The following is a 25,305-nucleotide window of genomic DNA, read 5'->3' as shown; positions in this document are numbered from 1 at the left end:
GCCGCCGGGTAACATCGGCCACCCCGTCGCCGCCCGGCCCGCCCCATGTCGCCACCCACCCCGCCGCCGCTCCACCGCACCTGGTCCCCTGCCCCGCGCCGCACACCCTGGTCAGGGTTTCGGGGGCTCGCCGCGCTGTGCGCAGCGGCCGTGCTGTGCGGCTGCGCGGGGGTGACGGTGTCGTCGATGTCCCCGCGCGAATACCTGTCGCAGCGGCGCGGCGACGTGCTCACCAGCGGCCGGGTCAGCGAGGCCACCGAAGAGGTGCTGCGCGTGATCGGCAGCGATGCCGACACCTGCGCGGACGACCTGGCCGACTGCCGCAACCAGCTGGCCGCCTCGAACGGCATCAGCGAGGAGCAGCGCCTGTCGGCGCTGGCCGAGGTCTGGCTGCAGGTGGGCCTCGAAGGCGAACGCGACCGCAGCGCGCCGCTGCCGCCGGACGAGGCGCTCGATGCCTGGATGGAATCGGCCCGCCACGCCTGGGCCTATCTGTTCTTCACGCAGCGCTCCCCCGGCGAGCGCGCGTTCGAGGACCGGCAGACGCAGGTGCGCGACTACTACAACTTCGCCACGCAGCGCGTGGTGACCCTGCTGTTCCAGCGCTACCGCGCCGAAGGGCGCCGGTCGGACGAGGCGCGCACCCTCGGCGCCTGGCGGATTTCCAGCGACGCCTCGGACATCCGCCTGCCCAGCGACGCCCCGCTGCCCGAGGAACTGATCCCGGCCACCACGCTGCGGTTTTCCGGCGTTCGCAACACCTACCGGCGCGATGGCTTCGGCACGGAGCTGGTGGCGGCGTCCGTCCCCGAGCCGGGCGAGCGAGCGCCCGCACCGTTCAAGGAAATGCCCTACCCCGCGGCCACCGCGCTGCTGCGGTTTCCCGGCAAGACGCTGGGCGAGGTACTGCGCACGCAGGAGGTGCAGGTGGCGATCTACGACCCCTACCATACCGCCCGGGTGGAACTGGGCGGGCAGCAGGTGCCGCTGGCGGGCAACTTCACCGCGGGGTACGGCCTGTGGCTGGCGCGCTCGGGCTTTGCCACGCAGGCCATGCGCACGCTGCTGGGCTGGAGCGACCGGCTGGACGCGCCGCGCATCCACCTCATGCAGCCCTATGACCCGAACCGCCGCACCATCGTCATGCTGCACGGGCTGGCCAGCAGCCCCGAGGCATGGATCAACGTGGCCAACGAGGTTCTGGGCGATGCGCAGTTGCGGGACGCCTACCAGGTGTGGCAGGTGTACTACCCCACCAATGCGCCGCTGGCCCTCAACCAGCACGACATCCGGGAGGCCCTGTTGCAGACGCTGGCGCACTTCGATCCCGACGGCACGGCGCGCGCATCGCGCGACATCGTGCTGGTGGGCCACAGCATGGGCGGCGTGCTGGCGCGGCTGCTGGTGTCGGAATCGGGCGGCACGCTGTGGGACCAGGTCATCGGCCGCCCCGTGCTGCCCCCGCAAGACCTGGCCCGGCTGCGTGAGGACCTGGGCCCCTTCCTGGTGTTCCATCCCCTGCCGCAGGTGACCCGGGCGGTCTTCATCGCCGCGCCCCACCGGGGAACGCCGTTCGCCAACAAGACCCTCTCGCGCTGGCTGGCCAACATGGTGACGCTGCCGCTGGCCGTGCTGGAGCGCTTCGGCGATGCCACCCGCGTGCTGGCCAGAGCCCATGCCGCGCAGCCCGTCGAGGGCGGGGTGCCGCCGCGCCTGCCCAACAGCATCGACAACCTGGGCGACACCGATCCGTTCGTGCGCGCGGCCGCCGACCTGCCGATCGGCCCGGGCGTGCGCTACCACTCCATCATGGGCCGCGAAGACCCAGGAACCCCGCTCGCGCAGTCGAGCGATGGCATCGTGCCCTACGGCAGCGCCCACCTGGCAGGTGCCGAGTCGGAGCTGGTGCTGACCTCGCACCACAGCGTGCAGGAGAACCCCCGGGCGATCCTGGAGATCCGCCGCATCCTGCGCGAGGCGCTCGCGGCCGAGCCGGTGCGCAGAAAGGCGAGCGCTGCATCCCGCGCCCCACCGCTGGCGCCCATGCCCGATGGAAAAGAATCAGCCAACCGCAGACTTCAGCCGCAGCGCCATTCAGCGAAAAACAATCTTTGGCCGTTCTGAACCGTGGGGGCGACACCGATGCCGAGCATCTGAACGGGCTGAGCGGGGAAAGGCCCCGTCCTGCATTTCTGCTGGGCATCGAAGAAAGTCGCATCCCGCACCTGGCGGCGGGTCGGACTGGTCGTGTTGGGCCCGAGGCCGGAGGCCGTGATCGTTTGTCCGCTTTGGGCAAGAACAGGGGTGGTACTCAACGCGGCAAGCAGAGCGAGCCCAGCCGTGACGAACGCGCCAGATTTGAAGACGGGTGAAAGAAGAAGCATGGATTCCCTTGTATTTGAGTTGCAGGCCCAACACTAAAGCCAACCACCCAGGCGAGGCAGGCCGCATGCGAAGCCTTTGTTCAGCCGGCGAATCCAACCGACCACGTCGCCGAGCGCGCGTCTGGCAGCAATATTTGCAATCTGCCAGGCGAGCGCCTCGGTACCGGGCAATCACTCCATCACCGCCGGGCCAGGCGCACCTCGTTCGTGCCCTGGGCCGCGCCGCTTTGCGGCACCTGTTCGCCGGTGCGGTCGGTCACCTCGGCCAGGCGCGCGGCGAGCTGCTCGGGCACATCGGGCCCAATGCCCAGATGCACCCCCTGCGTGAGCGTGACGTGCGCCGCCTCGAAGGTGCCGGCGCCCGCGCACAGGATGGTGCGCGTGGGCGCGCTTTCGTGCGCCAGCACCAGCATGGCCGGCACCACGGCCTCGGGCTTGAGCGCGGCCAGCACCTCCTCGGGCATCAGGCCCTCGGTCATGCGGGTGGCGGCGGTGGGCGCGAGCGCGTTCACGTGGATGCCGTGCTTGGCCCCTTCGATGGCGAGCGTCTGCATCAGCCCGACCTGGGCCAGCTTGGCGGCGCCGTAGTTGGCCTGGCCGAAGTTGCCGTACAGGCCGGTGGACGAGGTCGTCATCACGATGCGGCCGTATTGCTGCGCCACCATGTGCGCCCACACGGCCTTGCAGCAGTGGGCCGCGCCCATCAGGTGCACATCCACCACGAGGCGGAAATCGTCCATGTCCATCTTGCCGAACGACTTGTCGCGCAGGATGCCGGCGTTGTTGACCAGGATGTCCACGCGGCCCCAGGCATCGACGGCCTGCTGCACCATGCCCTGCACGGCCGCGAAGTCGGTCACCGAGGCGCCGTTGGCCAGCGCCTCGCCGCCGGCCGCGCGGATCTCGTCCACCACGGCCTGCGCCGCCCCCACGGTCGCGCCGCTGCCGTCCACCGCACCGCCCAGGTCGTTGACCAGCACCTTCGCGCCGCGCGCCGCCAGCGCCAGTGCGTGCTGGCGGCCCAGGCCGCCGCCCGCGCCCGTCACGATGGCCACGCGGCCCTTGAAATCGATTGCCATGGGTTTCTCTCTCCTGTGGGCCCCGCGGGCCAGTGAATGGTTTTGCAAAAGCGGCCGTGCAATGTGCTGCAATCGGCCCAGCACGAATTCTGATCGAGCCCCTACCGCATGGCCATGCCCCACCGTCCCGATGACGACATCACCCTTCGCAAGCTGCACATCCTGCGGGTCTTCCTGGAGGCCGGCAATCTCGCGCGCGCGGCGGAGAGCCTGGACATCAGCGCGGTCAGCGTGCACCGCGCCCTGCACTCGCTGGAGGACGCGCTGCGCTGCCCCCTGTTCCGCCACGAAGGTCGCCACCTGCACCCCACCGAGGCCGCTCACCACCTGGCGGAGGTCGCGCGCGAGCTGCTGGGCACACTGGCCGAGGGCATCCGCTCCACGCGGGCGGTGGCCGGGTATTCGTCCGACCGCATCCGCATCGGATCGCTCTATTCGCTGACCAGCCGCACGGTGCCCACCCTCGTGATGGGCATGAAGCGGCGCCTGCCCGAACTGCAGACCGAACTGGTGCTGGGCTCGGACGCCGACCTGCGGCAAAAGCTGCGCAACGGCGCCATCGATGCCGCGCTGATGGGCTCGTCCGGCGATATGCCCGACCTCGAGTGCGAGCCCCTGTTCGAGGACGACATCCACTTCGCCGCGCCAGCCGACTCGCCCTACCCGCCCGACCAGCCCATCGACCTGGCAGCCTGCGCCAGCGAGCGCTTCGTCAGCCTCACGGAAGGCTTCGTGACCTACCAGGGATTCATGGAGACGTTCCGGGTGGCCGGCTTCACCCCCGACGTGGTGATGCAGACCGAGGACATCTTCTCGCTGATGAACCTGGTGAGCGGCGGCGTGGGCTGCACCCTGCTGCCCGGTCGGGTGCGTGGCGTGCTGCCGCCCAACGTGCGGCTCATCGCGCTGCAGCCGCGCTACCGCATGCGCCAGACCATCGCGCTGCACTTCCTGCGCACCCGCGAGCGCGACCCCAACCTGCTCGCCCTGCTGGCGGTCTGCCGCACCGCCAAGGCGGCGCTGTCCTGAGCCGTCCTGCCAACCTTCTGGGGCAGCCCCTACGGGGGTCACCCTGGATCGTTTCGATTAGCGTAAGTGTCGGCACACCGCTGGCATTGATCCGCACCGCCCGGCTGCGTATCGTCCCCTGCAAGAACAAAGCCCCGAATCGATGAGCACAGCCACCGGCATGTGCCACCGCGGGGCACCACGGACAGGAGACAAATTCAATGACTTCCCACTGGATATCCATCTGCGCGCTCGCCAGCATGTTCGTCATCGCCACCGTACTGCCCATCAACATGGGCGTCATCGCCTTCGTCGGGGCCTTCCTGGTCGGCACGCTCGTGGCCGGCATGAATGCCAAGGCCATCATGGCGGGATTTCCTGCCGACCTGTTCCTGACGCTGGTGGGCATCACCTACCTGTTCGCGCTGGCGCAGAACAACGGCACGATCGACTGGCTGGTCAAGCTGGCGGTGCGCGCGGTGCGTGGGCGCATCGCGGCGATCCCGTGGATCATGTTCTTCATCGCCGCGGCGCTCACGGGCGTGGGGGCCGTCAGCCCGGCGGCGGTCGCCATCATCGCGCCCATCGCACTGGGCTTCGCGGCCAAGTACGGCATCAACCCGCTGATGATGGGCCTGCTCGTCATCCACGGCGCGCAGGGCGGCGGCTTCTCGCCGATCAGCATCTACGGCGGCATCACCAACAAGATCGTGGCCACGGCCGGCCTGCCGCTGAACCCCATCGCCACCATGGCGGCCAGCCTCGCGGTGAACCTGGCCGTGGCCATGGCGCTGTTCGTGGCCATGGGCGGGCTGAAGCTGGCGCGCCAGCGCACCGGCGCCCGCAACACCCCGTTCGACCTGCCGCAGGTGGCCCACGGCCAGGGCGGCGCCCAGGTCTATGGCAACGCCGAGGGCGACTCGCTGGCCGAGGAGCGCCGCACCGCCGCCCAGACCGACGACTCGCTCATGAACGCCGCCCCGTCCGCGCCGCAAGCGGAGGGTGCGCGCTGGTACCAGGCGGTCACCGTCATCGGCCTGCTCACCCTGGCCGTGCTAACGCTGTTCTTCAAGCAGGACATCGGCTTCGTCTCCATCACCATCGGCCTGCTGCTCACGCTGATGGCGCCCAACCTGCAAAAGCGCGCGCTGGGCCAGGTGTCGTGGCCCGAGATCATGCTGATCGTGGGCGTCAGCACCTTCGTGGGTGTGATGGACAAGATGGGCACCATCGACTTCGTGGGCCACAGCGTGGCCGCGCTCACCTCGCCGCTGATGGCGGCGCTGCTGCTGTGCTTCGTCGGCGCGGTGGTCTCGGCCTTCGCCTCGTCCACGGCGGTGCTGGGCTCGCTGATCCCGCTGGCCGTGCCGTTCCTGCAAGGCGGCGGCTCGGGCGATGCCGGCGTGGGCGCGGTGGGGTTCATCGCGGCCATGGCCGTGTCGTCCACCATCGTCGATGTGAGCCCCTTCTCCACCAACGGCGCGCTGGTGCTGGCCAATGCGCGCGGCGTCAACCGCGAGGTGTTTTTCCGCCAGCTCATGGTGTATGGCGCCGCTGTCACACTGATCGCACCCGTGGTGGTGTGGCTGCTGTTCGTCGTGCTCTGACCAGCCGCCAGCCCCTGCCCGTCCAATCTTCCAACCCACCACAAACTCCCATGAACCCCAGAGACTGGAACACCCGCGCGGACCGCCGCGCCGCCCGGCTCGCGCGGGCCGACCGCGCGCTGGCTGCGCACGGCATGCCGCTGGCCGGCAAAAGGGTCGATGCCGCCGCCATCGGCACGCTCCTCGAAGCCGTGCTGGAGCCCGGCGACCGCGTCTGCCTCGAAGGCAACAACCAGAAGCAGGCCGACTTCCTGGCCGATGCGCTGGTGCAGGTCGATCCGGCGCGCGTGCACCACCTGCACATGGTGCAGTCGGTGCTGGCGCTGCCGCAGCACCTGGATGTGTTCGAGAACGGCATCGCCTCGCGGCTCGATTTCAGCTTCTCGGGCCCGCAGAGCGCGCGCATCGCGCGGCTGGTGTCGGCCGGCCGCATCGAGATCGGCGCCATCCACACCTACCTGGAGCTGTTCGCGCGCTACTTCATCGACCTCACGCCGCAGGTCGCGCTGATCGCCGCGCAGGCGGCCGATGCCGAGGGCAACCTCTACACCGGGCCCAACACCGAGGACACGCCCGCCATCGTGGAGGCCACAGCCTTCTCGGGCGGCATCGTGATCGCACAGGTCAACGAGATGGTGGACGGCCGCACCACCACGCTGCCACGCGTGGACATCCCGGCCGGCTGGGTGAGCTTCGTCGTGCAGGCCCCGCGCCCGCACTTCATCGAGCCGCTGTTCACGCGCGATCCGGCGCAGATCAGCGAGATCCAGGTGCTCATGGCCATGATGGCGATCAAGGGTATCTACGGCGAGTACGGCGTGCAGCGCCTGAACCACGGCATCGGCTTCGACACCGCCGCGATCGAACTGCTGCTGCCCACCTACGGCGAGTCGCTGGGCCTCAAGGGCAAGATCGCCCGGCACTGGGCGCTCAACCCGCACCCGGCGCTGATCCCGGCCATCGAGGCGGGCTGGGTGGAATCGGTGCACTCCTTCGGCTCCGAGCTGGGCATGGAGGACTACATCCGCGCGCGCTCGGACGTGTTCTTCACCGGGCCGGACGGCAGCCTGCGCAGTAACCGCGCCTTCTGCCAGGCCGCTGGGCACTATGCCTGCGACCTGTTCATCGGCTCCACCCTGCAGATCGACCTGGACGGCAACAGCTCCACCGCCACCCTGGGGCGCATCGCGGGCTTCGGCGGCGCGCCCAACATGGGGGCCGATGCGCGCGGCCGGCGCCATGCCAGCCCCGCCTGGCTCAAGGCGGGCGCGCAGGCGCGGGCGGGCCGCACCGGCGCGGCCGGCACGCCGCGCGGGCAAAAGCTCGTGGTGCAGATGGTGGAGACCTTCCGCGAGCACATGCAGCCCGCGTTCGTGGAACGGCTGGACGCCTGGACGCTGCAGGAGCAGGCCGGCATGGCGCTGCCGCCCATCATGATCTACGGCGACGACGTGACCCACATCCTCACCGAGGAAGGCATCGCCAACCTGCTGCTGTGCCGCAGCGATGAAGAGCGCGAGCAGGCCATCCGCGGCGTGGCAGGCTACACCGCGGTGGGCCTGGCCCGCGACCGGCGCGCGGTGGAGAACCTGCGCGACCGCGGCGTGATCCACCGCCCGCAGGATCTGGGCATCGACCCGCGCGATGCCACGCGCAACCTGCTGGCCGCGCGCAGCATGCGCGACCTGGTTCGCGCGTCGGGCGGACTGTACCAGCCGCCCAAGAGATTCCGGAACTGGTAGGAGGCACCCCATGAGCGACATTCCCGCAGGGCTCGAAACCCTGGACTTTTCCTTTCCCGGCGGCCGACCCACAGGCCCCTTCGCCCCCGTGCTGGTCGGCGTGGTCGGCTCCGGCAACCTCGAGGTGCTGCTGGAGCCCGACAGCGGCACAGGCTGCTCGGTGCGCGTGGAAACCTCCGCGCGCGGCTTCGGCCCGATCTGGCAGGCGGTACTGGACGACTTCCATGCGCGCCACGCCTTGGCCGGCGTGCGCATCGCCATCAACGACATGGGCGCCACGCCCGCCGTGGTGGGACTGCGGCTCGACCAGGCCGTGGCCGAACTGCCGGGAGCGCGATCATGAGTTTGAGCTACGCGGAATGCAGCGCGCGCGAGCGCCTGGCCCACCTGCTGGATCCCGGCAGCTTCCATGAGTGGCTGCCGCCGGCCGAGCGCGTGACCAGCCCGCACCTGGCGCAACTGGGCGTGCCCTCGGCCTTCGACGACGGCGTGGCCGTCGGCCGCGCCACGCTGGGCGGGCGGCCCATCTTCGTGGCCGCGCAGGAGGGCGAGTTCATGGGCGGCGGCGTGGGCGAAGTGCATGGCGCCAAGCTCGTGGGCCTGCTGCGGCGCGCGCTGCGCGACCGGCCCACGGCCGTGCTGCTGCTGGCCGAGTCCGGCGGCGTGCGGCTGCACGAGGCCAACGCCGGGCTGATCGCCGTCTCGGAGGTCATGCGCGCCGTGCTGGACGTGCGCGCTGCCGGCATCCCCGTGGTGGTGCTGATCGGCGGCGCCAACGGCTGCTTCGGCGGCATGGGCATCGTGGCGCGCTGCGCCGACCACGTGGTGATGAGCGACATGGGCCGCCTCGCCATGTCGGGGCCCGAGGTGATCGAGGCCTCGCACGGCGTGGAGGAGTACGACGCGCGCGACCGCGCCCTGGTGTGGCGCACCAGCGGCGGCAAGCACCGCTGGCTCACGGGCGACTGCGACGCGCTGGTGGAGGACGACGTGGCCGCCTTCCGGGCCGCTGCCATTGCCGCGCTCGGGGCCGCGCGGCCCGTCACGCCGGCGGCGCTGGAGGCCGAGCACGCACTGCTGGCCGCCCGCATGGCCGCGCTGGAGCACCTGCCGGACGATGCCCCCGCCGACGACGCCACCGCCCTGTGGCAGGCCCTGGGCGTGGCCGATGCCGCCCGGGTGCCCGAGCTGGACGTGGCGGCGGTGCAGGGCCTGCGCCCGGCCTGAACCCGCAGCAACGAACGAGAAGGAACCGACATGCAATGGAACACCCTGGCCGAAAGGCTCTTCGGCGCGCAGCACGGCATCGTGGCCGATGGCGACCTGCTCTTGGGCACACCCACCTTCGACGGCCAGCCCCTGGCCGTGATCGGCACCACAAACCATGCGCCCATCGGCGTGCGGCTGGCGCTGGCCCAGGCCCGCGCGGTGCTGGACACCGTGGCGCAGCACCCCGGCCGCGCCATCCTGCTGCTCATCGACACGCAGGGCCAGCAATTGCGCCGGCGCGACGAACTGCTGGGCATCAACCGCGCCATGGCACACCTGGGAATGGCCATCGACCTCGCGCGCCGGCACGGCCACCGCGTGGTCGGGCTGGTCTACGACCAGGCGCTCTCGGGCGGCTTCATCACCTCGGGCCTGATCGCCGACGCCTGCTACGCACTGCCCGAGGCTGAGATCCGCGTGATGCGCATTCCCGCCATGGCGCGCGTGACCAAGCTGCCCGAGGCCCGGCTCACCGAGCTGTCGCAGTCCAACCCCGTGTTCGCCCCCGGCGTGGACAACTACGTGGCCATGGGCGGCGTGCGCGCGCTGTGGGAAGGCGACCTGGCCGCCGCGCTGCGCGAGGCCCTGGCCCACACGCCCACCGACGACGTGCGGGCCCAAGACGGCGCCGCGCGCGGCGGCCGCCAGCTCGCCGCCGCCGTGGCGCAGCGCGTGCTGGACGCGGCCTGATAGCACCAGACTCGCCCATTCACGCACCCGCACCCATGGCCACCGCCCTGCCCCTGCAGCGCCACCAGCTCGCCTGCCTGTCCGACGCCGGCTGGCAGCGCCAGCTCGCCCTGCCCTGGGACGGCGAGGCCCGCGAATGCCTCGATCACTGGGCCGCGCGGCGCCTCCCGCTCGTGGTGACCACCCAGCCGCCCGGCCCGGACGGCAGCATCGCGCTGGGCCTGCCGGCCCCCGGCCGCTGGGCACGGCGCCGCCTGGCGCTGCGCGTGGCGCGCGAAGACATCCTCTACTTCGATGCCTTTCCCCCGGCCTTGCTGGCCCAGCCGCTGATGCCGACCGGATCGAAGGCCGCCTGGGGCCGCCTGTGCGAGGCGCTGCAGGCCTGCGGCGTGGCCGCCCGCATCTACGGCAGCCACGGCTGGCAGCTCATCACCGGGCTGGACCACCTGCGCAGCGGCTCCGATGCCGACCTGTGCATCGGCGTGGCCAGCCCCGCGCAGGCCGATGCCGCCGCCGCCTGCCTGCACGCCTTCCCGAAGGCGCAGCCCCGGCTCGACGGGGAACTGCTGTTCGCCAATGGCGCCGCCGTGGCCTGGCGCGAGTGGAGCGCCTGGCGTGCAGGCCGCGGCAAAGCCGTGATGGTCAAGCGCCTGGCTGGCGCCGCGCTGGCGCAAGCCCCCTTCTGGCCGGCCACGGAACCGGCGGAGGAACCGGCCGCAGAGGAGCCGCTGCCATGACCGCCAACGCACGGCGCCGGTCTGCGAGCGACCCGCGCCCGGACCCGGCCCCGCAGGCCATCGGCCGCGCCGCCACGCTGTCGCTCTACGACGAGCTGGCCTTGTCGCCCAAGCCCGGGCTGGTGACCCTTACCGACAACGGCAGCCACACCGACATGGATGCCCGCACCTTCATGCGCAGCCTGTTCGCGCTGCGCGTCTATTTCGTGCGCATCGCCGCGCTGGGCCAGGCCAGCGAAGGGTTCCCGGCGCTGGAGCGCTGCGGCATCGAGGCCGAAGCGCGCATGGTGGCGGCCACCGGTGGCGTCAACACCCACCGGGGTGCGATCTTCACGCTGGGCCTGCTGTGCGCCGCGGCGGGGGCCCTGGCGCGCGAAGGCACACCCCTGCAGCCCGCCGCGCTGCGCGAGGCACTGCGCCGCCACTGGGGCGCGGCGCTGGCCGAGCGCGCCGAACGCACGCTGCGCGCGCCGCGGCTGCCCGGCGGCATTGCCGCGGCGCGCCATGGCCTGCGCGGCGCGGCGCAGGAGGCGGCGCTCGGTTTCCCCGTGCTGTTCGACACCGCAGTGCCCGCGCTGCGCCATGGGCTCGCCCGCGGGCTCGGCGTGCAGCAGGCACGCGTGGACACGCTGTTTTCCGTGATGGCCGTGCTGGACGACAGCAACCTCGCCCACCGGGGTGGCCTGGAAGGCCTGCGCCACGCCCAGGCCTGTGCGCGGGGTTTTCTGGCCGCGGGCGGCGCCGGGCGGCCCGGCGGCCTGGAGGCCGCGCACGCCATCGGCCGCGATTTCGTCGCGCGGCGCCTGTCGCCCGGCGGTTCGGCCGACCTGCTGGCCGCCGCCTGCTGGGTGGTCCGCATGGCGCCACCGGCGGGCTGCGCACCATGAGCTATGCCATGGTGTTTTCGGGCCAGGGCATGCAGCATCCCGGCATGCTGCCCTGGCTGGCCGATGGCGCCCCAGTGCGCGCGGTGAACGACCGCCTCGGCGTGCCCGACTGGCGCGCCGCGCTGCAGGACGCCGATTGGGCCGCGCGCAATGCCCACGCCCAGGTGCTGCTCACCGGCCTGGCCCTGGCTGCCTGGGACGCCCTGTCCCCGCTGCTGCCACCGCCGGCCGCCATCGCGGGCTACAGCGTGGGCGAGCTGGCCGCCTTCAGTGCAGCCGGCGTGTTCGATGCCGCCACCGCGCTGTCGCTCGCCCAGGCGCGCGCCGAGGCCATGGACCGCTGCGCCGCCGGCCATCCCGGCGGCCTGATCGGCGTGAGCCGCATGGCGCCGGCCGCCATCGACGCCCTGGTACGCGACACCGGCCTGGCCATGGCGATTCGCAACGGCCCGGACAGCGTGGTGCTGGGCGGCGCGCTGGCCGCGCTGGACCGTGCCGAAGCGCTGGCCACAGCCCAAGGCGGCCACTGCACGCGGCTGCGCGTGGGCGTGGCATCGCACACGCCGGCCCTGCAGCCGGCGGCCGATGCGTTTCGCCAGGTGCTGGAGGGCACGGCTCTCGCACGCCCGCGCACCGCGCTGTTCAGCAACGCGGCCGACCGCATCGCCAGCGTGCCGCAGGCCCGCGACGCGCTGGCGGCGCAGATCGCCCGCACCGTGCGCTGGGACGAATGCATGGACAACCTGCACGCGCGGGGGGTGCGCTGCGTGGTCGAGGTGGGCCCGGGCCAGGCGCTCGCCAGGATGTGGAACGCACGCTACCCCGGCGTGCCGGCCCGCGCCTGCGACGAGTTCCGCAGCGCGCAGGCGCTGGCCGCATGGGTCGGCAGCCACGGTCTGTCCTGATCCCCTGGACGCTGCGGATCGATGCCCCGGCACGCAGCGCCCCGACAACAAATTGGCAGCTTTTGCGAACGCTTTGTCGCTGCAGCGCCCGGCACCGCCCCTAAGCTGGAGGGCCCCTCTGCATCGATGGCGGCGTGACCGCCGGGAACACGTCCATGATCACGCTCCATCACTGCCTCAGCGCACGCTCTTTCCGCCCTTTGTGGATGCTGGAGGAGCTGAATGCGCCGTATGCACTGCAGATGCTGCCTTTCCCGCCGCGTGTCCACGCGCGCGAATTCCTCGGCGAAAACCCGCTGGGCACTGTGCCGCTGCTGGTCGATGGCGAGACCCGCATGACCGAATCCGCCGCCATGTGCCAATACCTGTGCGCGCGCCACGCACCCACTCCCCTGCAGGTCGAGGTGGGCGAGCGCGATTTCGGCCGCTATCTCAACGACCTGCATTTCGGCGAAGCCACGCTCACCTTCCCGCAGACCCTGGTGCTGCGCTACCGGTATTTCGAGCCGGCCGAGCGCCGCAGCCCCCAGGTGGCCGACGACTACGACCGCTGGTTCCTGGCGCGGCTGCGCACGCTGGAACCCCGGCTGGCACAGCAGCCCTATTTGTGTGCCGGGCGCTTCACGGCGGCGGATGTGTCGGTGGGCTATGCGCTGCTGCTGGCCGAACACCTGGCGCTGGCCGCCGCGTTCACACCTGCCGTGGCGGCCTACTGGGCCCGCCTGCGCGAGCGGCCCGCTTTCGGCCGAGCCATGGCGGCGCAGGAAGCGGCGGCACGCGCGCAGGGGGTGCCGCTCACGCCATCGCCCGACCTGCGGCCCTGAGCCGGGCGGAACAGGGGCGGTGCACTGCCGCCGCGTGGCGGCGGCGACGACAAGGACGCGGGCAAATTCGGGTAAGGTGCTCTTCCGGCAAGGCCGCGACGCGTTGCCACGGCCCATCGTCCGGCCTTCAACGCGCTGCCGCGCCCCGGCCCATGGCCTGCGATTCATGGGATGGCTGCTCGCGCGATCTCCATCCCATCAGTGCAGCCCGCATTTTTTTCATTGCAAAGGACCACCCCCATGAAAGCCATCTGGAACGGCGTGACCGTCGCCGAGAGCGACGACACCGTGCTGGTCGAGGGAAACCATTACTTCCCCGAGAGCGCGCTGAAGCCGGAATACTTCACCTTCAGCAACCACAAGACCATGTGCCCCTGGAAGGGCCAGGCCACCTACCGGTCGCTGCTGGTCAACGGCGAACTGAACCCCGACGCCGTCTGGACCTATGCCGACCCCAAGCCCGAAGCCGAGTCGATCCGCGGCCGCTTCGCGTTCTGGAAAGGCGTCAAGGTCGGCGCGTGACCGGGCCCCTCGGGTTATCCCTGCCCGCACTGGACAATCATGTGGATAACCCGGGACAACGCCTGTATGGCGACGCCAAGCCCTTGATTTTGCAAGGAAACCGGTGCGCCGCCTCATTTTTAGGCACCCGGTTGCCCACAGGGCTGTGGTTATCCCTGATGCCGCTGGACAATCATGTGGATAACTCGGGACAAGCCCTGTATGACGGCGCCAAGTCGTTGATTTTGAAAGCTTACCGCTCGACTGCCTTCTTTTTAGGCAATCCGGGGTTCTCAGCGCCACGGCCCATGGATGCTATCAAAAACATAGCTATATGCCCTAGTGTTGATTGCACTGGAAGCCTTTTTCATCCTTAACCCTCTCGTTCACTGCCCTCCTGTGGCCGTTCGCCATGAGTGACCCTTCTTCCGTTCCCTTTTTCACCGCCCGCGTCGGCGACGACGGCACCCAGTGCGATGCCTGGCCCGAGCAGCCCTTGCTGCTGTCGCTGGAGCAAGGCGGCATCGACTGGCCCAGTTCGTGCCGCAACGGCACCTGCCGCACCTGCATCGGCCTGCTGGCCGAAGGCGAGGTGCGCTACGCCATCGAATGGCCCGGCCTGTCGGCCGAGGAGCGCGCCGAGGGCTGCGTGCTGCCCTGCGTGGCCTACCCGGTGGGCGACGTGCGGCTGGAAGCGCCCGGCATCTGAAGCCGGCTGAAATGATCTGAACCCGTGCCCACCCCGCGCTCCCATGGGGCGGGCACCCTTGCTGCGGCGCGCGTTCCTCGCCCAGAATCTCCCGGACACGCATCGCCACGGGAGGGAGGACACCATGAACGCCAAAAACACGCCGGCCGCACCGGCCGCCCATGCCAACGCCACGGCACCGGACGCCGCCGACCGCGCGCCCACACGCGAGGCCATCCTGGCCGAATGCATCGCCGCGGACGAGCAATGGGCCGCGCAGCCGGGCCGCAACCTCGTGCTGCTGTTCGACGGCACCGGCAACATCCTGGGCAACCAGCAGGACACCAACGTGGTGAAGCTGCTGCGCATGCTTGGCAAGGGCCGGGACGCATCGGGCAGCGAGCCCACGCAACTGGTCTATTACGACCCTGGCGTGGGCACCACCAATGAATTCCCGGCGGACGGCATCCTGTCCAAGGCCAGGAACCAGCTGCGGCAACTGGCTGGGCTGGCGCTGGGCAGCGGCGTGTTTCCCAACATCGCCGAGGCCTACAAGTTCCTCGTGCACACCTACCGGCCGGGCGACCGCATCTACCTGTTCGGCTTCTCGCGCGGCGCGTTCACCGCGCGGGCGGTGGCCGGCATGATCAACATGTACGGCCTCATCCACACCGAGGGCCTGCCGCTCATCGAAACCCTGGTGCGCACCTATTTCGCACCGAGCGGCCAGAAGAACCAGGCCGGCACCAGGAGCCGCGAGGCCTTCGCGCGCGACGTGATCGACAATTTCTCGCTGGGACGCACGCCGCTCGTGCACTTCGTGGGCGTGTGGGACACGGTGGAGGCCATCGGCAGCGGGCTGCTGGGCGGCATCAAGATCACCAACTCCACCGAGTTCGCCCGCAAGCGGTTCGCCAACGTGCGCCATGCCATGTCGCTGTACGAATCGCGCAGCAAGTACTCGCCCCGGCGCTATGCCGACCCGCACTTCACCGAGCGGGAGCGCCCCTGGCGCAGCTACGACCAGCGCTGGTTCCGCGGCGTGCACAGCGACGTGGGCGGCTCGTACGCGCGCGACGGGCTGTCCAATCTCACGCTCAAATGGATGGTGGACGAGGCCTTCGCCAAGGGCCTGCGCGTGGACCGGGGCCAGTTGCAGCCCGGCGACCCGCTCACGGCCATGCACGACCAAGCCTACGACTGCCCCTACTGGGTCTGGACCGGCCTCAATGCCCGCGAGCGCTTTCCCAGCGACTTCATCGACCCCACGGCCCGCCCGGTGGACGGCGCCGTGCCCGCCAACACCGTGCCGCGCACGCAGCCCTGGCGCTGGCTGGGCGTGGCGCTGGCGGTCGTCACCGCCGTGCTGTTCGCCATCACGTTCCAGTTCGGGCAGGCCGCCTGCGACCTGCAGTCGGCGCCGGGTTGGGTCCAAGGCCTGCCCTCGGGCTTTCAGGTGACGGCGCACTGGCACGCCGGCTGGGGCGTGGTCTGCGGCGGCACCGACAGCGTGCGCCGCGCCATCGCCTGGGACTGGGCCCTGCTCGCCAGCTATGCGTTGTGGCTGGCCTATCCGGTGGCCTGGGCCCTGCGGCGGCTGGTCGCGCGGGCCGTGCCGCCGGGCTGGGCCCTGGGCGGGCTCTACCGCCATGCCCACTGGACGATGCTGGCCCTCGTGCTGTCGGACCTGGTGGAAAACTACGCCACGCTGCACATGCACCACCCGCACTGGCCCACGGTGCTGACGGTGGCCAGCGGCCTCAAACTGCTGTCCCTGCTGCTGCTGGCGTGGGTGATGGTGGCCGGTGCCCTGGCCGGGCGCGAGGGCGGCCGGACGCGGCCCGCCTCGCCCGCGCCCCAAGTCCACTAAGTGGACTAAAATCGCCGCCTTTGGGGCGCGTAGCGCTCCCGCACCGTGCGGCCAGCGCCGCACCGCCCGCTCTTTGGAGGCGGCTCCGTCCGGGCCGTGGCCGGACCAGCGTGCGGTGCACGCCACCCGCGCGGCCCACCGAAAGCCCTGCCCTCCATGAACACCCCCCTGACCCCTGCGCCCATCTCGCCGGTGCAAGACATCGTGGCCGAGATGCGCGCCGGGCGCATCGTCATCCTAGTGGACGAGGAAGACCGCGAGAACGAAGGCGACCTGGTCCTGGCCGCCGACCACGTCACCCCCGAGGCCATCAACTTCATGGCGCGCTTCGGCCGCGGCCTGATCTGCCTGACCCTCACCCGCGAACGCTGCGAACTGCTGAAGCTGGCCCCCATGGTGGCCCGAAATGGCACCAAGATGGGCACGGCGTTCACTGCCTCCATCGAGGCGGCGGAGGGCGTGACCACCGGCATCTCCGCCGCCGACCGCGCCCGCACCGTGCAGGCCGCCGTGGCGCCCCACGCCGTGGCCGCCGACCTGGTGCAGCCCGGCCACATCTTCCCGCTGCAGGCCGTGGATGGCGGCGTGCTCATGCGCGCCGGCCACACCGAAGCCGGCTGCGACCTGGCCGCCATGGCCGGCTGCAGCGCCAGCGCCGTGATCTGCGAGGTGATGAAGGACGACGGCACCATGGCCCGCCTGCCCGACCTGCAGATCTTCGCGGCCGAGCACGGCCTCAAGATCGGCACCATCGCCGACCTCATCGAATACCGCAGCCGCAACGAATCGCTGGTGCAGAAAGTGGGCACGCGCCCGCTGCAGACCGCCTTCGGCGAGTTCACCGCCCACGCCTTCCGCGACGAACCCAGCCAGGCCGTGCACCTGGCGCTCGTGAAGGGCCAGTGGGGCCCGGATGACAGCGTGCCCGTGCGCGTGCACGAGCCCCTGTCGGTGCTGGACGCGCTGGAGGTCAACCGCTCCATGCACTCCTGGGGCCTGGACAGCAGCCTGCAGTACATCGCCGCCCAAGGCCAGGGCGTGGCCGTGCTGCTCAACTGCGGCGAAAGCGCCGAGCAGTTGCTGGAGCAGTTTGAAGGGCGCGCCCGCTCGGCCCATGCGCCCGAACGCGGCCGCATGGACCTGCGCACCTACGGCGTGGGCGCGCAGATCCTGCGCGAATGCGGCGTTCACAAGATGCAACTGATGGGCCCGCCGCGCCGCATGCCCAGCATGGCGGGCTACGGCCTCGAGATCACCGGATACCTTCCCAAGGAATAAGACATGTTTGGCGCAGACAAAGGAACAGCGGACAAGCTCGACGGCAAGAAGCTGCACATCGGCATCGTGCAGGCCCGTTTCAACGAGAGCATCACCAACACCCTGGCCGCGGCCTGCCGTGCCGAACTGCTGGCGCTGGGCGTGCAGGAAAAGCACATCCACCACGTGCTGGTGCCCGGCGCGCTGGAAGTGCCGGTGGCCCTGCAGGCCATGGCCGAACGCGACGAATACGACGCACTGATCGCTCTGGGCTGCATCATCCGCGGCGAAACCTACCACTTCGAACTGGTGGCCAACGAATCGGGCGCGGGCGTGAGCCGCATCTCGCTCGACTACCACGTGCCGGTGGCCAATGCCATCATCACCACCGAGAACATGGAGCAGGCCATCGCCCGCCAGACCGAAAAAGGCCAGGACGCCGCCCGCGTGGCCGTGGAAATGGCCAACCTGCTGGAGGAGCTGTCGTGAGCGATTCCACCTCCTCGCACCCCGGCGGCGCCAAGCGCCCGCCACGGCAGGCGCGCACCGGCGTGACCAGCACCGGCGCCCGCAAGGCCGCCTCCAAATCCAACCGCAGCCGCGCGCGCGAGTTCGCGCTGCAGGCGCTCTACCAGCACCTGGTGGGCCGCAACGACGCCACCGCCATCGACACCTTCACCCGCGACCTGGCGGGCTTTCACAAGGCCGATGCCGCCCACTACGACGCGCTGCTGCACGGCTGCATCGAATCGGCCGAGGCGCTCGACGCCCTGATCACCCCGCAGCTCGATCGCAAGATGGCCGAGATCTCGCCCATCGAGCATGCGGCCATGTGGATCGGCGTGTACGAGTTCCAGCACTGCCTGGACGTGCCGTGGCGCGTGGTCATCAACGAATGCATCGAGCTGGCCAAGGAGTTCGGCGGCACCGACGGCCACAAGTACGTCAACGGCGTGCTCAACGGCCTGGCCCCCACGCTGCGCGCCACCGAAGTCGCGGCCGACAAGGGCGCGAACCCGGCGCAGCCACCGCAGGCCCCGGCGGACGGCGCCTGAGCGCCCGGGGCCGGTCCGGCCCCGCCCCCGCGCCGTGCCCCGGCGGGCATCCCATCCCCACGCCCGCGCCGCGCGGGCAGGAACCTTTTCCATGCAGTTTTCCTCCCGCGCCGAGCGCATCGAACCGTTCTATGTGATGGAAGTGGCCAAGGCCGCCCAGGCCCTGGCGCGCGAGGTCGCCGGTACGCGAGAGCCGATGATCTTCCTGAACATCGGCGAGCCCGACTTCACCGCGCCGCCGTTGGTGCAGGAGGCGGCCGCCCGCGCCGTGCAGCGCGGCACCACGCAATACACCAACGCCCTGGGCCTGGAGCCGCTGCGCGAGCGCATCAGCGGCTGGTATGCCGACCGCTTCGGCGTGCAGGTGCCGGCCCGGCGGATCGTGGTCACGGCGGGGGCCTCGGCCGCGCTGCAGCTCGCGTGCCTGGCCCTCATCGATGCGGGCGACGAGATCCTCATGCCCGACCCGAGCTACCCGTGCAACCGCCACTTCGTGAGCGCGGCGGAAGGCAAGGCGGTGCTCATTCCCACCACGGCAGAAGAGCGCTACCAGCTGAGCGCCGCCAAGGTCGAGGCGGCCTGGGGGCCGAAGACGCGCGGCGTGCTGCTGGCCTCGCCCTCCAACCCCACCGGCACCTCGATTGCGCCCGAGGAACTGCGCCGCATCCATGCGGCCGTGCAATCGCGGGGCGGGGTGACGCTGATCGACGAGATCTACCTGGGCCTGTCGTACGAGGAGCGCTTCGGCCACACGGCGCTGGCCATCGACGAGAACGTCATCAGCATCAACAGCTTCAGCAAGTACTTCAACATGACCGGCTGGCGCCTGGGCTGGATGGTCGTGCCCGAGGCCATGGTGCCGGTGGTCGAGCGGCTGGCGCAGAACCTGTTCATCTGCGCCAGCACCGTGTCGCAGCATGCAGCCCTCGCCTGCTTCGAGCCCGAGAGCATCGCCGAATACGAGCGCCGCCGCGCCGAGTTCAAGGCCCGGCGCGACTACTTCATTCCCGCGCTGCAGGCGCTGGGCCTGCCGGTGCCCGTGGTGCCGGACGGCGCCTTCTATGCCTGGGCCGACTGCACGCAGGCCGCCAAGCGCCTGGGCGTCTCGGGCAGCTGGGACTTCGCCTACGAGGTAATGCGCCGCGCCCATGTGGCCGTGACGCCGGGCCGCGACTTCGGCGCGTTCGAGCCACAGCGCTTCGTGCGTTTTTCCACGGCCAATTCGATGGCGCAGCTGGAAGAGTCCGTGGCGCGCCTGAGCGCGCTGCTCGGTTGAAGGCCGGCATGGCAACGGAGAACGCCCCCCTTCGGGCCTCGGCCCTGTTCGAGTGGCCCCTGCGCATCTACTGGGAGGACACCGACGCCGGTGGCATCGTGTTCTATGCCAACTACCTCAAGTTCTTCGAGCGTGCCCGCACCGAATGGCTGCGTTCGCTGGGCCTGGGGCAGCAGAACCTGCGGGAACTCACGGGCGGCATGTTTGTCGTAACGGACGCGCGCCTGCGCTACCTGCGGCCGGCGCGCCTCGACGATGAACTGATTGTTACGGCCTCTTTGCAAGAGGGTGGCCGCGCATCCCTGACAATACGCCAGCAAGCGCTCCTGAAACCAGAGCAAATGATCGAATCCCAGCCCGTGCTACTGTGTGAAGGCACCATCCGCATCGGATGGGTCGATGCCGCCACCCTGCGTCCCGCACGCATCCCGGGCCCCCTTCTGGAACAACTCTCATCATGAACTCCCAAGACATGTCCATCCTGAATTTGGTGCTCAACGCCAGCTGGGTGGTGCAGCTCGTCATGCTGCTGCTGATCGGCGTGTCCGTGGCCAGCTGGGCCGCGATCTTCCGCAAGCTGTTTGCCCTGAAGCGCGTGAAGTCGCTCAACGAAGACTTCGAGCGCGAGTTCTGGTCGGGCACCAGCCTGAACGACCTGTACTCCAGCGCCGCGCAGAACGCCAAGAACGCCGGCCCCATGGAACGCATCTTCGCCAGCGGCATGCGCGAGTACCAGAAACTGCGCGAGCGCCGCATCTCGGACGCCGGCACGCTGCTCGACGGCGCCCGCCGCGCGATGCGCGCGAGCTTCCAGCGCGAGATGGACGTGGTCGAGTCCAGCCTGTCCTTCCTGGCCTCCGTGGGATCCGTCTCGCCCTACGTGGGCCTGTTCGGCACCGTGTGGGGGATCATGCATGCCTTCACCGGTTTCGCCGGCATGGAGCAGGTCACCCTGGCCACGGTCGCCCCGGGCATCGCCGAAGCGCTGGTGGCCACGGCCATCGGCCTGTTCGCCGCCATTCCGGCCGTGATCGCCTACAACCGCTTCGCGCGCGACATCGACCGCGTGGCCATTCAGCAGGAGACCTTCATCGAGGAGTTCTCCAACATCCTGCAGCGCAACCTGGGCGCGCAGCCCACGTCGTCGGCCTCGGGCCACTGAGCAGCACAGGAGACAGCAGCATGCCCGCAATGGCTTCACGCGGCGGCGGCCGGCGCCGCACCATCAACGAAATCAACATGGTGCCCTTCATCGACGTGATGCTGGTGCTGCTGATCATCTTCATGGTGACCGCGCCCATGCTCACGCCCAGCGCCATCAACGTGCCCTCCGTCGGCAAGGGCGCCAAGCCGCCCAAGTCGTTCGGCCAGGTCATCATCCAGAAGGACGGCAGCCTGCAGCTCAAGACCGGCGACGCCGAGCGCCCGATCACCCTGCAGGGCCTGGGCGCCGCCGCGAAGGCCTGGCAGGCCACGCAGCCGCCCGATACGCCCATCCTCATCAGCGCCGACAAGACCGTGACGTATGAAACCGTGGTGAAGGCCATGGATGCGTTGCAGAGGGCGGGCGTGCAGCGCGTGGGCCTGTCGGTCAAGTCCGGCGGCTGACGGGGCCCTCGCCGCCCTCGATCCTCCGCACCGTTTTCGCCTTTTTTCGATCGCATGCACGCCTCCAACGACCGCGACCAGTTCGCCCCCACCCGTCCGCCCGGGCGCCTGCGCGCCGTGGCGCTGGCCGTGCTCGTGCACGCGGCGCTGCTGGGCGCCCTGACCTGGGGCGTGAACTGGAAGACCAGCGCGGACATGCCTGCCGTGGAAGCGGAAATCTGGGATCGGATTCCGCAGCAGGCCGCGCCCCGCGACGTGCCGCCCCCGCCGACGCCGCAGCCCGAGCCCACCCCCGCGCCACCCCCAACGCCCCCGGTGCCGGCGCCGCCGCCCCCACCGCCCCCGCCACCGAAGGCGGAGCCCGACACGCGCGAAGCCGACATCGCCCTCGAACGCGAGAAAAAGCGCCTGGAGCAGGAAAAGAAGGAACGCCAGCAGCAGGCCGAGCGCGAAAAGCGCGAGCGTGAGCGCAAGGAACAGGCCGAGCAGGACAAGAAGGAACGCCTGCAAAAGGAAAAAGAGAAGGAACAGCGCGAGAAGGCCGACAAGGCAGAACGCGAAAAGGCGGAGAAGGAGCGCCGCGAAAAGCAGGCCGAGCAGGACCGCCAGGAGCAGCAGAAGAAACAGGCCGAGGACAAGCGCAAGGCGGAAGAAAAGCGCAAGGCCGAAGCCGCGCAGAACAAGCAGGCCGAAGCCCTGCGCCAGGAAAACCTGCGCCGCATGCAGGGCCTGGCCGGCGCCACGGGCGGCGAAACCGCCACGGGCAGTGCCCAGCGCAGTGCCGGCCCGTCCGGCAGCTATGGCGGCAAGGTGGCCGCCAAGGTCAAGCCGAACATCGTCTATCCCGACGCCATTTCGGACAACCTGCGCACCGAGGTGGAAGTGCGGGCCTCGCCCGACGGCACCATCGTGGGCACCCGCATCACCAAATCGAGCGGCAACAAGGCCTGGGACGACGCCGTGATGCGCGCGCTGGACAAGACCGAAACCCTGCCACGCGATGTGGACGGGCGGGTGCCCTCGTCCCTCGTCATCGGATTCCGACCGCGGGATTGAGGCTGGCCGCCGGTTGCCGGTTGCCCGGGATGCTCTTCAGGCGCGCGCCCCGACGGCCACTGGCCATCCAGCCTCAGCCAAAGCGACCAGGGAAGCCGCAACAAAAAAGGGTTTCAAGCCGAAATGGCTTGAAACCCATATTCTTCTAGGGCATTTTGCTATTTTTTCAATAGCAAATACCGCCAACCCAAGGTGGCGGCCGGCGCCGTGCGCCGGCCCGCCTTCCGCCCGGTCCCGATCTCAGTCGCGCCGTTCGATCATGCGGTTGACGCTCAAGGCCCCCAGCGTGCAGGCCGCCGCGGACAGCAGGTACAGGCTCACCGCAAACAGGCCGAAGTGCGCGGACAGGCCGAGCGCCACCAGCGGTGCGAATGCCGCGCCCACCAGCCAGGCCAGGTCGGCGGTGAAGGCCGCGCCGGTATAGCGGTACTTGGACGCGAAATTGGCGGTCACCGCGCCGGCCGCCTGGCCGTACGACAGGCCCAGCAGCACGAAACCGATCAGGATGAACGCATCCAGCGCCACGGCGCCGCCACCGATCAGCGTGGGCGCGAAACCGCTGTAGACGGCGATCATCACCGCCAGCACGCCCAGCGTGGTGCGCCGGCCCAGGCGGTCGGCGATCACGCCTGACGCGATCATGCTGCCGATGGCCAGCACGCCGCCGATCAGCTGGACGAACAACACGTCATTGATCGGCTGCTCGGGGTACAGGGCCGCCCAGGACAGGGGAAACACGGTCACCAGGTGGAACAGCGCGTAGCTGGCCAGCGCCGCGAAGCCGCCGATGAAGACGTTGTAGCCCTGGGTGCGCACCATCTCGCCGATGGGTGTGGGTTCCAGTTCGCGCTCTTCCAGCAGCTTGGTGTACTCATCCGTCACAACCAGGCGCAGGCGGGCGAACAGCGCGACCACGTTGATGGCGAAGGCCACGTAGAACGGATAGCGCCAACCCCAGGAGATGAAGTCTTCCGCCGACAGGCTGGCATGCAGGAACAGGAACAGGGCACTGGCGATGATGAAGCCGGTGGGCGCGCCCAACTGGCCCAGCATGGCGTACCAGCCGCGGCGGCTGGCCGGCGCGTTCAGCGCCAGCAGCGAGGGCAGTCCGTCCCATGAACCGCCCATCGCCACCCCCTGCAGGATGCGGAACAGGGCCAGCAGCACGATGGAATAGGCCCCCAGGCTTTCATACCCGGGCAGGAAGGCCATGCCGGCTGTGGAAAAACCCAGCAGGAACAGCGCGGCCGTCAGCTTGGTACCGCGGCCCCAGCGGCGCTGCATGGCCATGAACAGCGCGGTGCCGAAGGGGCGTGCGACGAAGGCCAGCGAGAAGACGGCGAAGGCGTAGAGCGTGCCCTGCAGCCGGTCCACGAAGGGAAAGAACACGGTGGGAAAGACCAGCACCGAGGCGATGCCGTAGACGAAGAAGTCGAAATACTCGGAAGCGCGGCCGATCACCACGCCGATCGCTATCTCCTCGGGAGCGACGGGGGAGTGTCCGTTCTGTACGGGCCGGGAGTCTTCTTCCGTGGTGGCGCGCGATGAAGATCCGGGAAAATGCTGTGTCAATGTGGTCATCGGCGTGCTCCTTTTTGAATGCACCAGCAGTTTTTGCTTTGGCGGGCCAGTGAACTGTCTCTGGCAGCCGCAACCCACTGTAGGACAAAACGTCCCATTCACACCACAATGGTTTTCACGTAGATTCGACGCCTTCCCGCGGCCATCCGTGCCGCCTTCCACCTTTCTTGCCCGGTATGCCCTCCACCCACCGACTTCGCGGACTGCTCGCAGTGCCCGCGGCCGCGCTGCTCGCCGGCTGCAATGCCGTCGTGCTCAGCCCCTCCGGCGACATCGCCGCACAGCAGCGCGACCTGATCATCGTCTCGACCGTCCTGATGCTGCTGATCATCGTGCCGGTGATCTTCCTCACCTTCCTGTTCGCCTGGCGCTATCGCCAGGCCAACACCGAGGCCGAGTACCAGCCGGACTGGGACCACTCCACGGGCCTGGAGCTCATCATCTGGTCGGCGCCGCTGGCGATCATCATCGCCCTGGGGGCCATCACCTGGGTCAGCACTCACAAACTGGACCCCTACCGCCCCCTGGACCGCATCAGCGAAGGCCGTGCCGTGCCGGAAGGCGCCAAGCCCCTGGTGATCGAGGTCGTCGCGCTGGACTGGAAGTGGCTGTTCCTGTATCCCGAGCAGGGCATCGCCACGGTGAACGAGATCGCAGCGCCGGTGGACCGCCCGATCCAGTTCAAGATCACCGCCTCGACGGTCATGAACTCGTTCTACATCCCGGCCCTGGCCGGCCAGATCTACGCCATGCCGGGCATGGAAACCAAGCTGCACGCCGTGATCAACGCGCAGGGCAATTTCGAGGGCTTCTCCGCCAACTACAGCGGTGCGGGCTTCTCGGGCATGCGCTTCCGTTTCCATGGCGTGGACCAGGCGGGCTTCGACCAGTGGGTCAAGCAGGCCAAGGACGCGGGCGGCGAACTGGGCCGCGACGGCTACCTGCAGCTGGAAAAGCCCAGCGAACGCGACCCAGTGCGCCGCTGGGCCACCGTGGCCCCCGGCCTGTATGACGCCATTCTGAACCGCTGCGTGGAAGCCAACCGCATGTGCATGAAGGACATGATGGCGATCGATGCCAATGGCGGCCTGGGCAAGCCCGGTTCGTTCAACGTGGCCTCGCTGGACGACGCCACCCGCTCGCGCCTGGGCCTGGCCGACACGCCCGCCCGCAGCTACGTGGGCGCCATGTGCACCGTCACGAACCCCGAGGGCGCCGCGACGGCCTCCCCGGCCCCTGCCACGCAGCCGATCTAAGCGGCACGCGTTCAGACCCCTCACT

At 69.8% G+C, this 25,305-nt stretch carries 25 protein-coding genes; 23 read left to right on the top strand and 2 right to left on the bottom strand.

Annotation, left to right across the window (positions count from 1 at the left end):
- Positions 1-45 precede the first annotated feature (45 nt).
- The gene (locus tag R1Z03_RS19285; RefSeq protein WP_317354066.1) at positions 46-2,124 is read left to right on the top strand and encodes an alpha/beta fold hydrolase; all 2,079 of its coding nucleotides are present in this window, start codon (positions 46-48) and stop codon (positions 2,122-2,124) included.
- Between the two features lie 439 nt (positions 2,125-2,563).
- On the opposite strand, the gene R1Z03_RS19280 is transcribed toward R1Z03_RS19285, so the two are convergent.
- Complete coding sequence (locus tag R1Z03_RS19280) at positions 2,564-3,463, bottom strand: SDR family NAD(P)-dependent oxidoreductase (RefSeq protein ID WP_317354063.1); 900 nt, start codon at positions 3,461-3,463, stop codon at positions 2,564-2,566.
- Positions 3,464-3,577: 114 nt separating this feature from the next.
- On the opposite strand from R1Z03_RS19280, the gene R1Z03_RS19275 reads away from it, so the two are divergent.
- The 21 genes from R1Z03_RS19275 (at position 3,578) to tolA (ending at position 22,443) form a co-directional block, all read left to right on the top strand.
- Entirely contained in the window at positions 3,578-4,492 is a 915-nt protein-coding gene (locus tag R1Z03_RS19275) for a LysR family transcriptional regulator (protein ID WP_284429562.1), read from the top strand.
- Positions 4,493-4,692: 200 nt separating this feature from the next.
- Positions 4,693-6,078, top strand: coding sequence for an SLC13 family permease (locus tag R1Z03_RS19270; RefSeq protein WP_284428799.1), 1,386 nt, complete (start codon positions 4,693-4,695; stop codon positions 6,076-6,078).
- Between the two features lie 50 nt (positions 6,079-6,128).
- Positions 6,129-7,820: a malonate decarboxylase subunit alpha gene (gene mdcA / locus R1Z03_RS19265; RefSeq protein ID WP_272564052.1), complete on the top strand. Its 1,692-nt coding sequence runs from the start codon at positions 6,129-6,131 to the stop codon at positions 7,818-7,820.
- A gap of 10 nt (positions 7,821-7,830) precedes the next feature.
- Entirely contained in the window at positions 7,831-8,163 is a 333-nt protein-coding gene (mdcC, locus tag R1Z03_RS19260; RefSeq protein ID WP_284403407.1) for a malonate decarboxylase acyl carrier protein, read from the top strand.
- Positions 8,160-9,047: a biotin-independent malonate decarboxylase subunit beta gene (locus tag R1Z03_RS19255; protein ID WP_317354052.1), complete on the top strand. Its 888-nt coding sequence runs from the start codon at positions 8,160-8,162 to the stop codon at positions 9,045-9,047. Before mdcC ends, R1Z03_RS19255 begins: the two co-directional genes overlap by 4 nt.
- 30 nt (positions 9,048-9,077) lie before the next feature.
- On the top strand, positions 9,078-9,779 hold the full coding sequence (locus R1Z03_RS19250; RefSeq protein ID WP_317354050.1) for a biotin-independent malonate decarboxylase subunit gamma: 702 nt from the start codon (positions 9,078-9,080) through the stop codon (positions 9,777-9,779).
- Positions 9,780-9,814: 35 nt separating this feature from the next.
- Positions 9,815-10,516: a malonate decarboxylase holo-[acyl-carrier-protein] synthase gene (gene mdcG, locus R1Z03_RS19245; protein ID WP_317354047.1), complete on the top strand. Its 702-nt coding sequence runs from the start codon at positions 9,815-9,817 to the stop codon at positions 10,514-10,516.
- Entirely contained in the window at positions 10,513-11,403 is an 891-nt protein-coding gene (gene mdcB, locus R1Z03_RS19240; protein WP_317354044.1) for a triphosphoribosyl-dephospho-CoA synthase MdcB, read from the top strand. Before mdcG ends, mdcB begins: the two co-directional genes overlap by 4 nt.
- Complete coding sequence (locus R1Z03_RS19235; RefSeq protein WP_317354043.1) at positions 11,400-12,308, top strand: acyltransferase domain-containing protein; 909 nt, start codon at positions 11,400-11,402, stop codon at positions 12,306-12,308. The genes mdcB and R1Z03_RS19235 overlap by 4 nt, the downstream gene beginning before the upstream one ends.
- Positions 12,309-12,463: 155 nt before the next feature.
- Positions 12,464-13,132, top strand: a complete 669-nt coding sequence (locus tag R1Z03_RS19230; protein ID WP_317354041.1) for a glutathione S-transferase family protein — start codon at positions 12,464-12,466, stop codon at positions 13,130-13,132.
- A 240-nt stretch (positions 13,133-13,372) separates the two neighbouring features.
- Positions 13,373-13,654, top strand: a complete 282-nt coding sequence (locus R1Z03_RS19225; protein ID WP_092739949.1) for a DUF427 domain-containing protein — start codon at positions 13,373-13,375, stop codon at positions 13,652-13,654.
- Positions 13,655-14,045: 391 nt separating this feature from the next.
- Positions 14,046-14,342: a 2Fe-2S iron-sulfur cluster-binding protein gene (locus R1Z03_RS19220; protein ID WP_317354036.1), complete on the top strand. Its 297-nt coding sequence runs from the start codon at positions 14,046-14,048 to the stop codon at positions 14,340-14,342.
- 124 nt (positions 14,343-14,466) lie between these two features.
- Positions 14,467-16,191: a DUF2235 domain-containing protein gene (locus R1Z03_RS19215; protein WP_317354033.1), complete on the top strand. Its 1,725-nt coding sequence runs from the start codon at positions 14,467-14,469 to the stop codon at positions 16,189-16,191.
- 156 nt (positions 16,192-16,347) lie between these two features.
- Positions 16,348-17,469 (top strand): bifunctional 3,4-dihydroxy-2-butanone-4-phosphate synthase/GTP cyclohydrolase II, encoded by a 1,122-nt coding sequence (gene ribBA, locus R1Z03_RS19210; RefSeq protein WP_284399476.1) that lies wholly within the window; start codon positions 16,348-16,350, stop codon positions 17,467-17,469.
- A 3-nt stretch (positions 17,470-17,472) separates the two neighbouring features.
- Positions 17,473-17,937 (top strand): 6,7-dimethyl-8-ribityllumazine synthase, encoded by a 465-nt coding sequence (ribH, locus tag R1Z03_RS19205; RefSeq protein ID WP_284399473.1) that lies wholly within the window; start codon positions 17,473-17,475, stop codon positions 17,935-17,937.
- Positions 17,934-18,503: a transcription antitermination factor NusB gene (nusB, locus tag R1Z03_RS19200; RefSeq protein WP_284428808.1), complete on the top strand. Its 570-nt coding sequence runs from the start codon at positions 17,934-17,936 to the stop codon at positions 18,501-18,503. The genes ribH and nusB overlap by 4 nt, the downstream gene beginning before the upstream one ends.
- A 91-nt stretch (positions 18,504-18,594) precedes the next feature.
- Complete coding sequence (locus tag R1Z03_RS19195) at positions 18,595-19,779, top strand: pyridoxal phosphate-dependent aminotransferase (RefSeq protein WP_317354027.1); 1,185 nt, start codon at positions 18,595-18,597, stop codon at positions 19,777-19,779.
- 8 nt (positions 19,780-19,787) lie between these two features.
- Positions 19,788-20,240 carry a YbgC/FadM family acyl-CoA thioesterase gene (locus R1Z03_RS19190; RefSeq protein WP_317354024.1) on the top strand — a complete coding sequence of 151 codons (453 nt, stop codon included), beginning with the start codon at positions 19,788-19,790 and terminating at the stop codon, positions 20,238-20,240.
- A complete protein-coding gene (tolQ, locus tag R1Z03_RS19185; RefSeq protein WP_272564067.1) occupies positions 20,237-20,941 on the top strand; it encodes a protein TolQ in 705 nt (234 codons plus the stop codon). The genes R1Z03_RS19190 and tolQ overlap by 4 nt, the downstream gene beginning before the upstream one ends.
- A gap of 20 nt (positions 20,942-20,961) precedes the next feature.
- Entirely contained in the window at positions 20,962-21,387 is a 426-nt protein-coding gene (locus tag R1Z03_RS19180) for a biopolymer transporter ExbD (RefSeq protein WP_272564068.1), read from the top strand.
- A 54-nt stretch (positions 21,388-21,441) separates the two neighbouring features.
- Positions 21,442-22,443 (top strand): cell envelope integrity protein TolA, encoded by a 1,002-nt coding sequence (tolA, locus tag R1Z03_RS19175; RefSeq protein ID WP_317354020.1) that lies wholly within the window; start codon positions 21,442-21,444, stop codon positions 22,441-22,443.
- Positions 22,444-22,683: 240 nt separating this feature from the next.
- On the opposite strand, the gene R1Z03_RS19170 is transcribed toward tolA, so the two are convergent.
- Complete coding sequence (locus tag R1Z03_RS19170; RefSeq protein WP_284428810.1) at positions 22,684-24,024, bottom strand: MFS transporter; 1,341 nt, start codon at positions 24,022-24,024, stop codon at positions 22,684-22,686.
- A gap of 176 nt (positions 24,025-24,200) precedes the next feature.
- On the opposite strand from R1Z03_RS19170, the gene cyoA reads away from it, so the two are divergent.
- Positions 24,201-25,280: a ubiquinol oxidase subunit II gene (cyoA, locus tag R1Z03_RS19165; RefSeq protein WP_272564071.1), complete on the top strand. Its 1,080-nt coding sequence runs from the start codon at positions 24,201-24,203 to the stop codon at positions 25,278-25,280.
- Positions 25,281-25,305: the final 25 nt, after the last annotated feature.

Source organism: Acidovorax sp. BLS4 (assembly GCF_032929295.1).
Taxonomy (GTDB): domain Bacteria; phylum Pseudomonadota; class Gammaproteobacteria; order Burkholderiales; family Burkholderiaceae_C; genus Paracidovorax.
This window is presented reverse-complemented; position numbering and strand designations above follow the sequence as displayed.

Excerpts from the sequence above, each read along its gene's own strand:
- R1Z03_RS19285 (WP_317354066.1), top strand. The coding sequence starts at position 46 with ATGTCGCCACCCACCCCGCCGCCGCTCCACCGCACCTGGTCCCCTGCC.
- R1Z03_RS19280 (WP_317354063.1), bottom strand. The coding sequence starts at position 3,463 with ATGGCAATCGATTTCAAGGGCCGCGTGGCCATCGTGACGGGCGCGGGC.
- R1Z03_RS19275 (WP_284429562.1), top strand. The coding sequence starts at position 3,578 with ATGCCCCACCGTCCCGATGACGACATCACCCTTCGCAAGCTGCACATC.
- R1Z03_RS19270 (WP_284428799.1), top strand. The coding sequence starts at position 4,693 with ATGACTTCCCACTGGATATCCATCTGCGCGCTCGCCAGCATGTTCGTC.
- mdcA (WP_272564052.1), top strand. The coding sequence starts at position 6,129 with ATGAACCCCAGAGACTGGAACACCCGCGCGGACCGCCGCGCCGCCCGG.
- mdcC (WP_284403407.1), top strand. The coding sequence starts at position 7,831 with ATGAGCGACATTCCCGCAGGGCTCGAAACCCTGGACTTTTCCTTTCCC.
- R1Z03_RS19255 (WP_317354052.1), top strand. The coding sequence starts at position 8,160 with ATGAGTTTGAGCTACGCGGAATGCAGCGCGCGCGAGCGCCTGGCCCAC.
- R1Z03_RS19250 (WP_317354050.1), top strand. The coding sequence starts at position 9,078 with ATGCAATGGAACACCCTGGCCGAAAGGCTCTTCGGCGCGCAGCACGGC.
- mdcG (WP_317354047.1), top strand. The coding sequence starts at position 9,815 with ATGGCCACCGCCCTGCCCCTGCAGCGCCACCAGCTCGCCTGCCTGTCC.
- mdcB (WP_317354044.1), top strand. The coding sequence starts at position 10,513 with ATGACCGCCAACGCACGGCGCCGGTCTGCGAGCGACCCGCGCCCGGAC.
- R1Z03_RS19235 (WP_317354043.1), top strand. The coding sequence starts at position 11,400 with ATGAGCTATGCCATGGTGTTTTCGGGCCAGGGCATGCAGCATCCCGGC.
- R1Z03_RS19230 (WP_317354041.1), top strand. The coding sequence starts at position 12,464 with ATGATCACGCTCCATCACTGCCTCAGCGCACGCTCTTTCCGCCCTTTG.
- R1Z03_RS19225 (WP_092739949.1), top strand. The coding sequence starts at position 13,373 with ATGAAAGCCATCTGGAACGGCGTGACCGTCGCCGAGAGCGACGACACC.
- R1Z03_RS19220 (WP_317354036.1), top strand. The coding sequence starts at position 14,046 with ATGAGTGACCCTTCTTCCGTTCCCTTTTTCACCGCCCGCGTCGGCGAC.
- R1Z03_RS19215 (WP_317354033.1), top strand. The coding sequence starts at position 14,467 with ATGAACGCCAAAAACACGCCGGCCGCACCGGCCGCCCATGCCAACGCC.
- ribBA (WP_284399476.1), top strand. The coding sequence starts at position 16,348 with ATGAACACCCCCCTGACCCCTGCGCCCATCTCGCCGGTGCAAGACATC.
- ribH (WP_284399473.1), top strand. The coding sequence starts at position 17,473 with ATGTTTGGCGCAGACAAAGGAACAGCGGACAAGCTCGACGGCAAGAAG.
- R1Z03_RS19195 (WP_317354027.1), top strand. The coding sequence starts at position 18,595 with ATGCAGTTTTCCTCCCGCGCCGAGCGCATCGAACCGTTCTATGTGATG.
- R1Z03_RS19190 (WP_317354024.1), top strand. The coding sequence starts at position 19,788 with ATGGCAACGGAGAACGCCCCCCTTCGGGCCTCGGCCCTGTTCGAGTGG.
- tolQ (WP_272564067.1), top strand. The coding sequence starts at position 20,237 with ATGAACTCCCAAGACATGTCCATCCTGAATTTGGTGCTCAACGCCAGC.
- R1Z03_RS19180 (WP_272564068.1), top strand. The coding sequence starts at position 20,962 with ATGCCCGCAATGGCTTCACGCGGCGGCGGCCGGCGCCGCACCATCAAC.
- tolA (WP_317354020.1), top strand. The coding sequence starts at position 21,442 with ATGCACGCCTCCAACGACCGCGACCAGTTCGCCCCCACCCGTCCGCCC.
- R1Z03_RS19170 (WP_284428810.1), bottom strand. The coding sequence starts at position 24,024 with ATGACCACATTGACACAGCATTTTCCCGGATCTTCATCGCGCGCCACC.
- cyoA (WP_272564071.1), top strand. The coding sequence starts at position 24,201 with ATGCCCTCCACCCACCGACTTCGCGGACTGCTCGCAGTGCCCGCGGCC.